This is a genomic window from Curtobacterium sp. PhB136, assembly GCF_004346855.1.
GTDB lineage: Bacteria > Actinomycetota > Actinomycetes > Actinomycetales > Microbacteriaceae > Curtobacterium.
The window spans coordinates 830,337-842,785 of record NZ_SMGH01000004.1 but is presented as its reverse complement, the minus strand read 5'-3'; the positions used below and the strand labels follow the sequence as shown (position 1 = coordinate 842,785).

Sequence of the window (12,449 nt, the reverse complement as noted above, 5' to 3'; positions counted from 1 at the left end):
GTGGGTGGCAGCCCGCGCGCGGTCACGCTGGAAGTGGGAAGGTGCAGGCATGCCATCCGCGCAGACCCTCACCGACGACGACCGCAGGGTCGTCGCCGGGTGGGCCGCAGACTGCGCGGAGCGCGTCCTGCCCCTGTTCGAAGCGGAGGCGCCGGACGACGACCGCGCACGGGACGGAATCCGACGCGCACGGTCGTTCGCGAGCGGAGCGCTCGGTGCGGCGGGCGAGATCCGTCGTCGCTTCACTGCGGGGCGTGCATCCGCAGCAGCGACCTCGCCGGCAGGGAAGGCGGCGGCGTGGGCGGCCGGTCAGGCCTCGGCAGTCGCGCACATGGGAGCGCACGCCCTCGGCGCTGCCACCTACGCGGCGAAGGCCGCGGAACTCGCGGACCCCGGTCGTGGCGGCGCTGCTGAGCTCGCCTGGCAGATGGCGCACATGAGCGAGCCGGTGCGGGTGGCGCTCCGGCGGCTGCCCCCGCTCGGGGAGGACCCGTCCGGTCCGCTCGGTGCCGGACTCCTGGCGTCGGGGGTGCTCGGGGAGCACATCAGGGCGATCCAGGCGGCGCTCGACGGCGGCGGTTGACGCGCTTCTCGGCCCGTCGTGCTCGGCTCGCCCCGGCCCGCCGCGCCTCGGGTCGCCGCGCCGGGAGGAGTCTCAGCGCGCGTCGAGCAGGGCGAGCACGTCGTCGGTCGTGCCGAGTTCCCCGATCTTCGGGAGCTGCAGCGAAACGGACGCTTCGTGTGCCTCGGCGGCATCGGTCATGGCGTCGGTGACGAACGCGACGTCGTACCCGAGCTCATGGGCGGACCGTCCTGTGGACTCGACGCCGGAGGAGGTGGCGACCCCGACCAGGACGATCTGCGTGACGCCGAGGCTGCGGAGTCGGGCGTCGAGATCGGTCGAGCCGAACGCTCCGAGGGTGCGCTTCGTCACGGTGATGTCCGTGGGCTGCTGGTCGAGCTCGTCCAGCAGGCGGGTACCCGCTTCGGGGATCGTCTGCGATCCCGACAGGTTCATCGCCCTGGTGCGTTCCGTGCGGCCCGGCGCGGTCGCTGCGACGTTGACCAGCACGACGGGGAGCCGGCGCGCGCGGAAGGCTCGTGCGAGAGCTGCAGCGCGGGAGACGACCCCGTCGATCGGGTGCGCCGTCGGTTGGCCGAGGATCCCGGTCTGCAGGTCGATGACCACCAGGGCCGGCGTCGGGTCGAGTTCGATGCTCACGGGCTTCCTCCGAACAACTGTTGACTGAATCAACCATTTGTACCACGAATGATTTGCGGACGATAGGATCGGCGCATGTCACGTGGCAACGGGAACCGCGCAGAGCCTCCACTTCCCCTTGCGTACCTGCTGAAGCAGGCGCACCTGCGTCTCGCTTCCCTCGCGGATGATGCACTCGCCGCGTCGGGCGTCGACCGGCGCGACTTCGGCGTCCTGCGGGCCCTCGCCGCGACCGGCCCGCTGACCCAGCAGCAACTCGGGAAAGAGGCGGGCGTCGATCCCGCGACCCTGGTGCGGATCATCGACGGGCTCGAGAGCAGAGGTCTCCTGACCCGGCGACCCGACGCCGCTGATCGCCGGCGGAACCTGGTCGCGCTGACCGACGCGGGAGGGGAGTCCTGGGACAGTGCTCATGCCGCGTACTCCGAGGCTGAGCAGCGCTTCACTGCGTCCATGTCGAGCGGAGGCGCAGAGCGGTTGCGCCGGGAGCTCACTGTCTTGCTCGGGGTGGGTGTGGACGAAGTCCACTTGTCCTGACGTGAACAGCGTCGTTAGCCGATCGCTCATCGAGACGCGGAGCGATGTGTGCCCCCGTTCGAGGCAGGCGGCTCTCTAGGGGACGTGCTGCGGAACTGGATGACGAGCCGTCTACGCCACCTGCGGTCGGCAACTCGCAGGATAAGGTGGAGTTATGTGGGCTGGTAACGGAGCAACGCCGGCAGGGACAATCATATTCGCGATTGTTGCGGTAGCGATTCTCGTAGGGCTCTTCATCAGAAGTCGGCGGAACAAGTAGAAAGCCCGATAGTCCGCACCTCCCCACTGTGAGTCTTGGTCGTCGTCGGTGCCGAGTCGCACCCCGATGGCAAGCCCGAGCACCCGAGCGGCAGGGATGACGGCACGCTAGGAGGCAGTTGGCCAGCTGACTGCCGTCCGGTAGCCGATCGGCTAACGAGACAGCCGGCCCGTGGAGCAGGATGTGTTTCGATACCCCGATGAAGCTCCACGTTGAGGTGCATGGCCAGGGGGACCGCACGGCGGTGCTGCTGCACGGGATGATGGGTTCTCGCGAGAGCTGGTGGCGAGTAGTGCCGCTGCTGGTCGCGAGCGGCTATCGCGTCTCAGTGGTCGATCTTCCGGGCCACGGACTGTCACCGCGCGACGACACCTTGACGGTAGATCGGGCCGCCCGATCGATCGCGGAGTCCGTTGCCGACGAATGCGGACCGACGCCTGACCTCGTGATGGGCCATTCGTACGGTGCGATGCTCCTCGCCGCGGCTGTGGACGCCGGGCTGCTGGCCCCGGCGCTCTCGGTCTACATTGATGCTCCCTTCACGTCGCGCGGCGGCTGGGACCGCACCGAACTCACCGCCGAGTACGAGCAGGACAAACGAGCGCGCACGTACGACGGGCTTCGAGCATCGCGGCCGTTCTACAGCGACCAGGACTGCGTTGTCGAGGCTCGTGCAGCGGACCACTTCGATCCGGCCACGGCGGCGTCGCCGGCAACGGGGCCTGGGGTGTCCTTCGAGCCGGAGCCCGGATCGATCATCGTGCGAGCGAAGCCGAGCCTGTACGTCGATGACGTGACAGCGGCGCACCACGAGAGCCGGGGCGTGATCGTCCGGGACGTCCCCGGAGCAGCCCACTCTGTCTGGTACAGCCACTTTGACAAGTTCGTTGGCGCGCTGCCCGAGGTGTTCCGGTAAGCCATCGGCCACCGAGACGCCGCTGATTCCGGCAGACCCGGGACAACGACAGCGAGCTGATCGGCGCCTATCTCCACTGCACTCCGAAGAGACCCGTTACGAGCATGATGAGCCCGACGAGGGCGAGTACGCTCCCGAGCATTCGGGCCCACGCGGTTCCCCATCTGGCTTGTGGATTCCAGGCGACGCCGGCTTTCTCGGCTGCCAACAACCACTTGATGACGATCTTGGGGAACAAGACCACGAAGAGACCCCAGCCCGCGAGCACACCCCCGACGATGAACTGTTCAACGAGACCCATGATCGCAGGGTACCTACTCCCGGCCCCGCTCTGATTGACGACCGCCCGGTAGCGGATCGTCAACCGGGCGCCTGCTCAAATCCACTACCTTGAGCGCATGAGCGAACAGCAAGAGCGACGCAACCCGTGGTGGGCCGTCGCCCTCGTGTTCGCCTTCGGCGGTGTCCTATCGCTCGTCGCCGGCCGGATGCTTCCCTGGCAGGACCAGGACCGCCAGGTCCCCGACTACTGAGCAGGGTGACTCGCTGAAGGATCGGCTACCGGCCAAGAATGCTCCTGCGCCTCTATCGTGGCCCGATGGCTGCCCCCGCTGAGGTTCTCAACGTCGTGACGATCGTAAAGCGGAAGCGTCCGGCGGGTGTGCGGTCATGGCGTGGTTACGTGGTCGCTGAGGACGAGCGCGGAACGTGGGTCTTCACTCCCGCAGGAAGTACCCACACTGGGGTTGATCGCGACGGCCTGACTTCGACTTTAGAGGTCGCCCAGGATGTTCAGGGGCGAGGACGGCATTCGATCGTCCTGCTTCCTCACGCGGCGTGGTTCGTCGCGCACTGGGTGCTTGGCTCCGAGTACGTCGTGCACGTCGACATCGCTACGCCGCCGAGGAAGTCCCGCGCCGAGTGGGTGTTCGATGATCTCGAGCTTGATCCACTGCTCCAACGCGACGGGTCCTATGTTGTCGATGACGAAGACGAGTTCGCCGTGGCATGTGCGGCGGGCCTGATCTCCGACACCGAACGCGAAGCAGCGTTGCTCGCTGTCGAATCGCTGCGCATCGAGTTCCACACCGGAGTCTTGGTGGCGGAAGGTCTCGAGTACCTCGACGCGAGTGCGGGACGCACGCTCGCGAAGCTGTGACTGTTTGTCCGGGCCGGCTGTCAGTAGCAAACTGCGCCCGGTAGCCGATCGGCTGGCGGATAAGCGGACACATCTGGCTGCGAACCGCAGTACCCAAGGCCGTGGTTGGTGGGGTCTCAGACGTTCCCGCGGACATGACCAGATTGAAGAGCGCTGTACACGAGACCCTTCGCCGATTGCCGTGTAACCGGCGGCGCGGATGGCGGAGAGTCGACGTTCGGGCCGCCGTCGCTATCGTCGATGACGCTCAGGCAACGAAGGAGGACCCGTGGGGAGCACGCACTCCGCGCTGCGGCGCGCACGACAGATGGTCGCGGCCACGATGAACCCGGAGATCCCGGCGGACCGGTTTGACTGGGTCGGTCCCGACGGAGCCGTCGACCGCGAGATGCTGTCGGAGACCAGGGAGGCGATCGAGCTGCTCCTTACCGACCGGGCTGTCCTGCACGTCGGACGGATCAGTAATCTGCAGATCGAAGCGAACAAGCGCCAAGAACTCTCGAACGCGATCGTGCGCACTGCGTTCGAGCGGTTGTCGGCCCGGCGCAGCATCAGCGAGGAGACGTTGAACGCTGCGCTCGCGAGGTTCATCGAGGACGTCGCGCTTGTCCGCCGCGACGCGGTCGACGCCGGCGTGCTCGTCCGCTCGCCGGACGGTGCCGTCTACGCCCTCGCGGCGATGTGAGACAAAGCTAGTTCGGGCCCGGCGACGTACGACACGGGGCGACACGAAACGAACCGACACATGAGGTGGTGCTGCGTATCGACGTGTTCAATCCGCCTCGGTAGCCGATCCGCCATCGAGACGTGTGGTGCTCAGGCGACCGCAGACGTGACCTAGCCTGATCGCATGGACAACCAGCGGCCCCGCGACATGGCCGAATTGTTCACGGCTGGAGAGGAGACAGTTCCCGCGCCTCGCGATGCGGCCCGCGCGGTGGGCTTGGTCGGCATGCTGACGTTGTTAACGATCGTGATTGCTTTCGTTGCCGCCGTCGTCCTCACGGTGACGTTCTTCGTCGCGACGCTCGGCGGAATCTCTCTGATCTTCGGGTCGGCTCCTCCGCCTCACTGAGGGAGATCCTCATGGGGGATCAGCCTGCTGAACGTCTCGTGACCTCTGTTCCACAGGCCCAGTCGTACGGCGTCCGCCCGCGACCGACGAAAAGAGAGAAGATCCAGGCTAGCGGAAGCACGTAAGCACAAACGGTCAGCGCCCAAACGCCGACAGGGACGCCATCGTCACCGCTTGCCCTCACAATGGTGAACACGGCAGCGTGACCAATCAGCCACGGAACACCGATCTTGAGGGTGTTCCGCGCTATCGCGACGGTCAGACGCGGTGAACGCGCATTTGCGCGGACGACCAGCTTCATCACTCGCTTACCAACCGTCGCCGCTTCGCGGCGTGACTCGCACCACGCCAGAGCGAGAACGACCGGCATCACGATCACCAAGGCGCCGACGACGTTCAACACGACAACATTCGTCGGCCGGATGACGTGCGCGAGGTAGAGCGGCACTCCCACCGCGGCAGTCAGGGCAACCCATCCGAGGACACAGGCCCAGTCGACCAGCCAGGCCAACAGTCGACTTCCCCCGAGTCTCATGCCGCCACGATAGTGACCACCTCGACGTCCGGTAGCGGACGTTGGAGGTCTGCCTGACATAGCATGCGGGGATGCTTGCACCGGGGCTGCTTCGGCATGCGGAACCCGACTACGACTCAGGCGAATCACGTGGACTCGACTTCCGGTCTCGGGATACGGCGCCGTTGTCGCGGCTTGGAGAGCAGCAGGCCCACCAAGCGGCGGCGCGATTTGCTCAGCTCGAGGTGGCTCGCGTCGTCTGCTCACCGATGACACGCACGCTGCAGACCGCAGCGATCATCGCCGCCGCGTGCGGAGTGCCCTTGGCGGTCGACATCGACTTCAGGGAGTGGGACTCCGGCCTTCCAGCCAGCGGAACCTACGCGAAGTGGCAGGAGGCGACAGACGAGTTTCGCCGCCATGTGGGAAACGCGCCGGACAGAGCGACGTGGGAAAGCATCAGGCACATGCGGGATCGTGCCAACATGGCGCTCTCACGCCTTCCGGACGACGGTTATGGGGCGCTCGTGGTAACGCACGCGTTCGTCATTGAGGCCGTGACCGGGGTCGACGGGCGCACGTTGCAGTACTGTGAGCTTGTTCCGACACCGCCACCGGGTTGGCGCGTCCGGTAGCCGATCGCCCATCGGACGGCAGCAGCCGGCTAACTGCCTCCTGGCGCGCCGTCATGCCTCCCACCTCGGGTGCTTGGGTTTACTACCGGGCTTCGACTCGGCACCTACGACAACCAAGGCTCAGAACGGGGAGGTGAGCACTATCGGGCTATCTACTTGTTCCGCCGACTTCTGATGAAGAGCCCGACGAAAATCGCTACCGCAACAATCGCGAATATGATTGCCCCTACCAGCGTTGCTCCGTTACCAGCCCACATATCTCCACCTTATCCTGCGACTTGCCGACTGCCGGTCGCGTTGACCAGTCGTCGTCTAGTCCACTAGCACGCTCCCTAGAGAGCCGCCGGCCTCGAACGGGGGTGCATATCGTTCCGCGTCTCCATGAGCGATCGGCTACCGGGCACCATTGTTATCGTTCAAGTCGAGGCAGGAGGAACCGCATCTTGAGCGAAAACTGGGCCCCCCTCATCACCGGACTCATAGGAGCCGGGTGCCTGGCAATCGGCATGCTCACCAGGAAGATCATCGCGTCCGTCCGTGGACGGAATCGCCGCGAGATCAATCGTCGCGAGCGCCCTAAGGAAGCCGAAGCGCGGGAAGCCAGCCATGCGGTCGAGCCCGGCGGGTCAACACCTGGTGTCATCGACAGGGCAGACGAGTCGACCGAAAACGATGCCGGGTAGGCCATCACCTCCACGGTTGCTCCTCCCGACGGGTGGAGGTGATCAGGTTCCTGCCCTCGCCGCTGTCCGGCAACCCAAGATCGGCTATCCAGACGGCTTAACCGGCTCGGGCGGCAGCCAACCGCTACCAAACCCGTCTCGTCCGGCATGCTCTTGCGATGGACTTTTCGTGGTGGACTTGGTGGGGGCTCGTGGTCGTCATGCTGGTCGGGCTTGGGCTGATCGGGCGCGCTGCTGTCATCGCCGTCCGCAGGGAGGGGATCGGCCGAGCCAGAGTAGAGCGCGGGACCAGTGCTCGATGGTTTTGGTCTGGGATCGGAGTGCTCGTCGTCGCGGGTGCGCTATTGGCTGTGTGGGTCATCGAGCTCGACCGCTGACCATGGCCGGTCGACTCTGCCTCGGTGAAGGATCGTCGATCCGAAAGGACCCGCAAAGTCTGATCTGTCGGCTTGCTGACCTTCATATGGCGGGGAGAACAGGCGGGAGGAGCCTGTGCTCTCGATGCTTCAGTCGAAGTCGACAATCGCTGCGAGGTGGGCGGTCGCGGTGACCATGCGAGCTCGCCATTCCCGAGGATCCTCGTCGCGACGGTCGATGGCGCCGAAGTCATCTCGAGCCAGGAACCGGATTCCGTCGCCTTCGAGGTAGCCGACGCTTGCCCCGCGTGTACGCACCAGCATCGGCCAGGTCACATCGTTCGTGATCGAGGTGTCGTGACTCTGGTCGACGATCAGCTGTGCGGTGTCACGGGTCATCAAGCGCATGGCGATCATCAAGTCCCACCGATTTGCGAGGCCGTTTGCAAGCCCGTACACGTGGTTCACGATCTCCTCAGTTCGGCGAAGACGATCCGGGGCGGCCTCCATCGCCGCAGCGGAGCGTCCAACGACGAGGAAGTCGACGTCGCGTCGCGCGAGCGTGCGCTCCACTTCCCCTCGAGCACCGCTCAACCATCGCAGCACGTGGTCCAGGTCCGAGTGGAACAGCCATCCGCAAGCGCTTCGCAACCCGAGGTCCAGCGCGTGCTTCCTCGCCGTTCCGATCCCGATCGTGCCGGCAGCGTGTTCGTCGAGGAGTAACGGCACAGCCAGCGCACGCAGTGCCGCGATCGTGGCCGGGTGAGTTTCAGCGGTGGTGTTCACTGCCAGAGCACCGAACACCTCCGCGAGGGCGGGTCCGGCGGCCTCGATACCTGAGGCGAATCCTCCGAGCGGGTCGTGACAGGTCGCGACGAGGCATACCGACTCCGGAGCCGCGTGATCACCGAACGTCCCCACGGCCCGAGTTGCAACCACGTCGTCTTCGAAGCCAGGCATCACCCGACCATACGACGTTACTCCATGGCACCCGACGAAGCGTGTGCTCGAAGGCTTCCCAGTCTGCGCCATCCGTACGATTGCGGATCGGCTACCGAACGCAAGCAAGGCACATCAGCGTCAGCGAGGTCGCTTCGTCCTGGCGAGGGCGACCGCGGCGAAGATCGCGCCAATCAGTGCGAGGACGGCGCTGAAGACGACCCACGGGCTGAAGAAGTTCTCGCCGTCGAGAACCCGAGACGTGATCGTGAGCACTTGCGACACAACGAGTAAGGACCCGATAAGGATCGTGGTACCCCGCGACCACGTTCGCTTCTTATTGGGTTCTTCGCTCACAGGTCCATCATGCTCTGCGCCGGGAGCAGTGGGGAGGGCCAGCAGCGGATCGACGGCCGGTGGCACTCGTCTTCCGTTCGGTAGCGGATCGATCCGCGGACGTCGACCAACCCCCTGAGCGTTCGATCTCGTCTACTTACCTAGCCGAGGGAGGTGGCGTCGGCATCCGCCGAGGTTGCGGTCGGTGCCGCTCCGACGTGACTCACGAGGGCGTCGAGGTCGTCTCCGCGCTCCCACCGGTGAGCGTTGATTCCCAGGCGCTGGGCAGACGCGACGTTCGCGCTGCTGTCGTCGATGAAGACCGCTTCGCTTGGCTCGATCTGGAGGTCGCTCAAGACGCGCTCGAAGTACGACGCGGACGGTTTCCCCACCGCAAGATCACATGAGTAGAAGCTGCGGTCGAAGCGCTCGTCGAAACCGAGCCTCGTCTTCATGAAGCGGGCGCGGCCGGCGTCCTGGTTAGTCGTGAGCGCAACCAGATGTCCGGTACCTCGCCATTTGTCGACCAACTCGAGGACGTCCTCGTGCACCTGGATGCCTTCCCACAGGCGGCTGTAGACATCTTGCGGGTCAGCGTCGACGCCGGCACTGTCTAGAAACTCGCGCAGGAGGGGCAGCACTTCTAGTTGCCCGGTGATGACGGGCCCATTGCCGCGGAACGTTCGAGCAAGCCATGCCTCCGCGGTAGGGCCGGCGATGCCGACGAGCGCGTCGCCGAAAGACTGATTCGGGGACTGCACGACGCCATCCGCGTCCAGCAAGACCCACTTGTGTGCGATGCCCGGGACGTTCGGATTCATGTGCCGAGGCTATCGACGGTCGCAGGTGTCCCGTTAGCCGGTCGGCTAACGGACGCGGTCAGTCGTACTCTCCGATGGAGTGTCGGAGGCGATCAATCTGCGCCTCGAGGGCTTCGTAGCACTCCTGGTCGGTTGGGGCGTGTCTCAGATCGCGAGCGAGGTCGCTGCGGAACCTGTCGGTCATGTGCCGCACGAGTGGGCTAGCGGCGCGGGGATGATCGACCTCGCCGAGGAAGGCAGCTGCGAGGTTCGCGAGGACGCCGATCATGATGCGACGGTCAGCGAAGGTGACAAGCTCGGGATGATCCATGACGGCCTGCCTACCCTGATCCGGCAGTGTGGGTTGAACCCGATTTCGCCCGCAAGCCGATCGGCTGCCGAGACGGCCGGGTGTGGAGTTGTTCACCTGATGGTGGCGTTCTTTGATCGCTCGGTGGCGCCGGTCATCTCGCGATGACGAGGACGGTGGCGGCAGCGACGTCCAGCGCGGGCACCCTCAACGTACGATTCGCTCCATGAACGAGTCAGTCCGCAACGTGCGCGTTGCCGGGGTGTCGATGGATTGCGAAGACCATCGCGCGCTGTCGGCTTTCTACGCGCGGCTGCTCGGAGGTCGTGTCGCCTGGGTCACTGATGATGCGGCGGGGGTGTCTGCGGCGGGACACCACCTCGTCGCTCAGAGGGTGTCGCCCTACCGGCGACCGCAGTGGCCGGGGACATCGATCGTCCATCTCGATCTGACGTGCGAGCCGGAAGACCTGGCGGCCTTTCGCGCCCACGCCGAGGATTGCGGTGCCGTGCTGGCTCAGGAGCAGCCGGATGCCCGCTGGGTCGTCATGCTCGATCCCGCAGGACATCCCTTCTGTCTGACTCCGCTCGTCGCCAACATCGACGATGCCCGATGACCGATGGGTCACCGGGCACCCTTGAGCACGCGCAAGGGCCTAAGTGCTCCGCCATCAAGGTTCCCGGCGGTCAGGTGCCCGTTGACGGGGATCTTGATGCTGAGCGCCGTGATAGCCACGCACACGATGCGTGATCATGCGGCGGCGTCCCGTCGGCGCCGCTAACTGTGGTGTCCAGCGGGGATTGGAGATGTGGATGCGCTGGCAACTGCAATCTGGTGCGATTTACGCAAGACGGGGACGCGGACGGGACTTACCGTTCGGTGCGCACGATCGCGGGCGGGGTCCAGCGCCCGTCGAGGACCTCGTCGCCTGGCTCGTACATGCGCAGGACCGGACGGAATCGTCCCGCGGGGCTCGGCAACCAGTTCGCATCGGGCGAATCGGGCGGCTGGTGCGCGATGGTGATCGTGAGTGCACCGTCGTCGTCTTGGGCGACGTCCGGCGTGCGGTCGCCGATCGAGTAGCGGTTGATGGGGTTTGCGACGAGGAAGAAGTCTGGCACTCCGTACATCGTGAGTGACCAGAACGCGCCCACCGGTGGTGGTGGTGCGAGGCGGAAGGTGTACTCGTGCGTGCCGTCGAGCTGGTCGCCGTGATCGTCGACGAACGTCATCACGTAGGCCGCTTCGTAGGCGTGGTTACCCCACAACCCGCCGAGCGCAGCGCCGGCACGCTCGGCGTAGCGAAGGGTCGGATCCTCGATGCGGAACCGCTCGTCGTCGAGTGCGCCGACCTCGAAGAAGTCGAGGTTGTAGTCGAACACGTGCAGCGTCATCTTCCAGCCGTTCACCTGCGGGCTGGAGCCGGACTCGAGGATCTGCCGCAGTCGGGCCGAGGCCCCCTCGAGTGCGGACGTCAGGGCCGCCACGGCGTCGTCGGGCAAACCAACGTACGGCGACGCCGGCGAATTCACGCCGAGCCCCGCGAAGGACCGTTGCACTGCGGCGTCACGCGGCGCCGGCGGGAACTGCTGCGACCAGACGCGGAAGCGCTCGAGGAACGCCAGCGCGTCCGACACCTCCGGGTCGGGAACGGCCAGCCCGTGCGGTGCAGCATCAGGCGTGCGGGGAGTCAACGTCGTCGCGTCTTGGAGCGCGTGCACCGTCGGGAGGTCGGTGTCGCCGTCGACTGCCCACCGTCCGACGATGGAGGCAACCGCGGTCGGGAACCTGATGACCGTGTCGTCATCGTCAGGTTCGCCGTCCCAGTCCGGTGGCACGAGCAGGTAGTCGCCTGCGGCGGTGCCGGTGGCGCGGTGTCCGACGTAGGCGAAATTGTTCGTCCAGGCATCGACGAACTGCAGCACGTAGTACCGCCCCGCCGTGTCGGGCACGTGCAACGCCACCGGCCCGCTGCTGAGGTCGACTTGAGCCATCGAGTAGAGCGTGTCGTTGTTGATCGTCACGAAGGTGTCATCGGGGCCGGCAAGGGTCCGTCCGTGACTGAAGGTGTTGAACGCAGCGGCCGGTACCGCGCCGATGCCGTCCGTCGTGAACCGCAGCACCTGGAGCAGGTTGAACACCAATGGGAACCCGTAGATGTACGCGTTCGTGACGAGCTGCACATCGATCTCGCCTGTCAGGGGATCATTCGATTCGGCCATGCAGCTGAGTCCATCCGCCCAGCCCGCCGAGGTCGCCACCCAAAACAGGTGGTCTTCCGTGCGGCGGCCGCGCCGCTGGTCACAGGGAGCGCGGTGCAGATCACCACTCTCCTTGGGTCGCCGGCCAACGCAGAAGGCGGGGGCGAAGCTCGCCTTTAGAAGCCCCACCCCCTCGGCACGGCACCTGACCACCACCGTGACAGCGCAAGCGACAGTAGGCGGGCAGCGTGTCAAGCGCGGCGACTGTCCGTCGTCCCTCTCGTGAGAATCGAGCCAGCGCAAACCGTCCCGGTAGCCGGTCGTCCAGTGGACGACCGGGCGCCTACGGGCGGCCCCGACTCCTACAGCCCTGGTCCGGGGCCGACCCTGTCCCATATAGGTGGTCCGCGAACTTTCGCAGTTCACGTAGGCCATACGGACGCCTCGCGACGATCGAAGGCCTAGCCGACCCGACGACGTCGCCCGCCTGCGCTGCCAAATAACCTG

18 protein-coding genes are annotated in these 12,449 nt (G+C 65.9%); 11 read left to right on the top strand and 7 right to left on the bottom strand.

Going from position 1 to position 12,449, the window contains the following annotated elements:
- Window positions 1-49 precede the first annotated feature (49 nt).
- Entirely contained in the window at window positions 50-583 is a 534-nt protein-coding gene (locus tag EDF27_RS04050; protein ID WP_132047418.1) for a putative immunity protein, read from the top strand.
- 72 nt (window positions 584-655) lie between these two features.
- On the opposite strand, the gene EDF27_RS04045 is transcribed toward EDF27_RS04050, so the two are convergent.
- Window positions 656-1,222 (bottom strand): isochorismatase family protein, encoded by a 567-nt coding sequence (locus EDF27_RS04045; protein ID WP_123700991.1) that lies wholly within the window; start codon window positions 1,220-1,222, stop codon window positions 656-658.
- Between the two features lie 75 nt (window positions 1,223-1,297).
- On the opposite strand from EDF27_RS04045, the gene EDF27_RS04040 reads away from it, so the two are divergent.
- Together EDF27_RS04040 and EDF27_RS04035 are read left to right on the top strand one after the other, a co-directional pair.
- The gene (locus tag EDF27_RS04040; RefSeq protein ID WP_132047416.1) at window positions 1,298-1,759 is read left to right on the top strand and encodes a MarR family transcriptional regulator; all 462 of its coding nucleotides are present in this window, start codon (window positions 1,298-1,300) and stop codon (window positions 1,757-1,759) included.
- A gap of 458 nt (window positions 1,760-2,217) precedes the next feature.
- Window positions 2,218-2,934 (top strand): alpha/beta fold hydrolase, encoded by a 717-nt coding sequence (locus EDF27_RS04035; RefSeq protein WP_165931352.1) that lies wholly within the window; start codon window positions 2,218-2,220, stop codon window positions 2,932-2,934.
- Between the two features lie 67 nt (window positions 2,935-3,001).
- On the opposite strand, the gene EDF27_RS04030 is transcribed toward EDF27_RS04035, so the two are convergent.
- Window positions 3,002-3,235, bottom strand: a complete 234-nt coding sequence (locus EDF27_RS04030; protein ID WP_071303669.1) for a hypothetical protein — start codon at window positions 3,233-3,235, stop codon at window positions 3,002-3,004.
- A 97-nt stretch (window positions 3,236-3,332) separates the two neighbouring features.
- On the opposite strand from EDF27_RS04030, the gene EDF27_RS20205 reads away from it, so the two are divergent.
- The 4 genes from EDF27_RS20205 to EDF27_RS04015 all read left to right on the top strand — a co-directional run bounded on the left by EDF27_RS20205 (window position 3,333) and on the right by EDF27_RS04015 (window position 5,168).
- Complete coding sequence (locus EDF27_RS20205; RefSeq protein WP_279433178.1) at window positions 3,333-3,467, top strand: hypothetical protein; 135 nt, start codon at window positions 3,333-3,335, stop codon at window positions 3,465-3,467.
- Window positions 3,468-3,532: 65 nt separating this feature from the next.
- On the top strand, window positions 3,533-4,093 hold the full coding sequence (locus tag EDF27_RS04025; RefSeq protein WP_165931351.1) for a DUF402 domain-containing protein: 561 nt from the start codon (window positions 3,533-3,535) through the stop codon (window positions 4,091-4,093).
- Between the two features lie 268 nt (window positions 4,094-4,361).
- Window positions 4,362-4,778 carry a DUF2087 domain-containing protein gene (locus tag EDF27_RS04020; protein ID WP_132047410.1) on the top strand — a complete coding sequence of 139 codons (417 nt, stop codon included), beginning with the start codon at window positions 4,362-4,364 and terminating at the stop codon, window positions 4,776-4,778.
- A 165-nt stretch (window positions 4,779-4,943) separates the two neighbouring features.
- Window positions 4,944-5,168: a hypothetical protein gene (locus EDF27_RS04015; protein WP_132047408.1), complete on the top strand. Its 225-nt coding sequence runs from the start codon at window positions 4,944-4,946 to the stop codon at window positions 5,166-5,168.
- Window positions 5,169-5,187: 19 nt separating this feature from the next.
- Here EDF27_RS04015 and EDF27_RS04010 read toward each other — a convergent pair whose 3' ends face one another.
- On the bottom strand, window positions 5,188-5,703 hold the full coding sequence (locus EDF27_RS04010; protein WP_132047406.1) for an RDD family protein: 516 nt from the start codon (window positions 5,701-5,703) through the stop codon (window positions 5,188-5,190).
- Window positions 5,704-5,774: 71 nt separating this feature from the next.
- Here EDF27_RS04010 and EDF27_RS04005 point away from each other — a divergent pair, with 71 nt between their 5' ends.
- Window positions 5,775-6,317, top strand: coding sequence for a histidine phosphatase family protein (locus EDF27_RS04005; RefSeq protein WP_132047404.1), 543 nt, complete (start codon window positions 5,775-5,777; stop codon window positions 6,315-6,317).
- 443 nt (window positions 6,318-6,760) lie between these two features.
- Window positions 6,761-7,000: a hypothetical protein gene (locus EDF27_RS04000; protein WP_132047402.1), complete on the top strand. Its 240-nt coding sequence runs from the start codon at window positions 6,761-6,763 to the stop codon at window positions 6,998-7,000.
- A 506-nt stretch (window positions 7,001-7,506) separates the two neighbouring features.
- Here EDF27_RS04000 and EDF27_RS03995 read toward each other — a convergent pair.
- The 3 genes from EDF27_RS03995 to EDF27_RS03990 all read right to left on the bottom strand — a co-directional run bounded on the left by EDF27_RS03995 (window position 7,507) and on the right by EDF27_RS03990 (window position 9,452).
- On the bottom strand, window positions 7,507-8,316 hold the full coding sequence (locus EDF27_RS03995; RefSeq protein WP_132047400.1) for a hypothetical protein: 810 nt from the start codon (window positions 8,314-8,316) through the stop codon (window positions 7,507-7,509).
- 120 nt (window positions 8,317-8,436) lie between these two features.
- Entirely contained in the window at window positions 8,437-8,571 is a 135-nt protein-coding gene (locus tag EDF27_RS20200) for a hypothetical protein (RefSeq protein WP_279433177.1), read from the bottom strand.
- Window positions 8,572-8,792: 221 nt separating this feature from the next.
- Complete coding sequence (locus EDF27_RS03990) at window positions 8,793-9,452, bottom strand: HAD-IA family hydrolase (protein ID WP_132047399.1); 660 nt, start codon at window positions 9,450-9,452, stop codon at window positions 8,793-8,795.
- 79 nt (window positions 9,453-9,531) lie between these two features.
- On the opposite strand from EDF27_RS03990, the gene EDF27_RS03985 reads away from it, so the two are divergent.
- Window positions 9,532-9,909, top strand: coding sequence for a hypothetical protein (locus tag EDF27_RS03985; RefSeq protein WP_132047397.1), 378 nt, complete (start codon window positions 9,532-9,534; stop codon window positions 9,907-9,909).
- Window positions 9,910-9,967: 58 nt separating this feature from the next.
- Window positions 9,968-10,357 carry a VOC family protein gene (locus tag EDF27_RS03980; RefSeq protein ID WP_132047395.1) on the top strand — a complete coding sequence of 130 codons (390 nt, stop codon included), beginning with the start codon at window positions 9,968-9,970 and terminating at the stop codon, window positions 10,355-10,357.
- Window positions 10,358-10,610: 253 nt separating this feature from the next.
- On the opposite strand, the gene EDF27_RS03975 is transcribed toward EDF27_RS03980, so the two are convergent.
- On the bottom strand, window positions 10,611-12,245 hold the full coding sequence (locus EDF27_RS03975; RefSeq protein WP_243698190.1) for a DUF1254 domain-containing protein: 1,635 nt from the start codon (window positions 12,243-12,245) through the stop codon (window positions 10,611-10,613).
- Window positions 12,246-12,449: the final 204 nt, after the last annotated feature.

Bases quoted from the DNA above. Each gene is read 5' to 3' on its own strand.
- EDF27_RS04050 (WP_132047418.1), top strand. From the start codon at position 50: ATGCCATCCGCGCAGACCCTCACCGACGACGACCGCAGGGTCGTCGCC.
- EDF27_RS03990 (WP_132047399.1), bottom strand. From the start codon at position 9,452: ATGAATCCGAACGTCCCGGGCATCGCACACAAGTGGGTCTTGCTGGAC.
- EDF27_RS04025 (WP_165931351.1), top strand. From the start codon at position 3,533: ATGGCTGCCCCCGCTGAGGTTCTCAACGTCGTGACGATCGTAAAGCGG.
- EDF27_RS04010 (WP_132047406.1), bottom strand. From the start codon at position 5,703: ATGAGACTCGGGGGAAGTCGACTGTTGGCCTGGCTGGTCGACTGGGCC.
- EDF27_RS04015 (WP_132047408.1), top strand. From the start codon at position 4,944: ATGGACAACCAGCGGCCCCGCGACATGGCCGAATTGTTCACGGCTGGA.
- EDF27_RS04035 (WP_165931352.1), top strand. From the start codon at position 2,218: ATGAAGCTCCACGTTGAGGTGCATGGCCAGGGGGACCGCACGGCGGTG.
- EDF27_RS04030 (WP_071303669.1), bottom strand. From the start codon at position 3,235: ATGGGTCTCGTTGAACAGTTCATCGTCGGGGGTGTGCTCGCGGGCTGG.
- EDF27_RS20205 (WP_279433178.1), top strand. From the start codon at position 3,333: ATGAGCGAACAGCAAGAGCGACGCAACCCGTGGTGGGCCGTCGCCCTC.
- EDF27_RS04005 (WP_132047404.1), top strand. From the start codon at position 5,775: ATGCTTGCACCGGGGCTGCTTCGGCATGCGGAACCCGACTACGACTCA.
- EDF27_RS04040 (WP_132047416.1), top strand. From the start codon at position 1,298: ATGTCACGTGGCAACGGGAACCGCGCAGAGCCTCCACTTCCCCTTGCG.
- EDF27_RS03995 (WP_132047400.1), bottom strand. From the start codon at position 8,316: ATGCCTGGCTTCGAAGACGACGTGGTTGCAACTCGGGCCGTGGGGACG.
- EDF27_RS03980 (WP_132047395.1), top strand. From the start codon at position 9,968: ATGAACGAGTCAGTCCGCAACGTGCGCGTTGCCGGGGTGTCGATGGAT.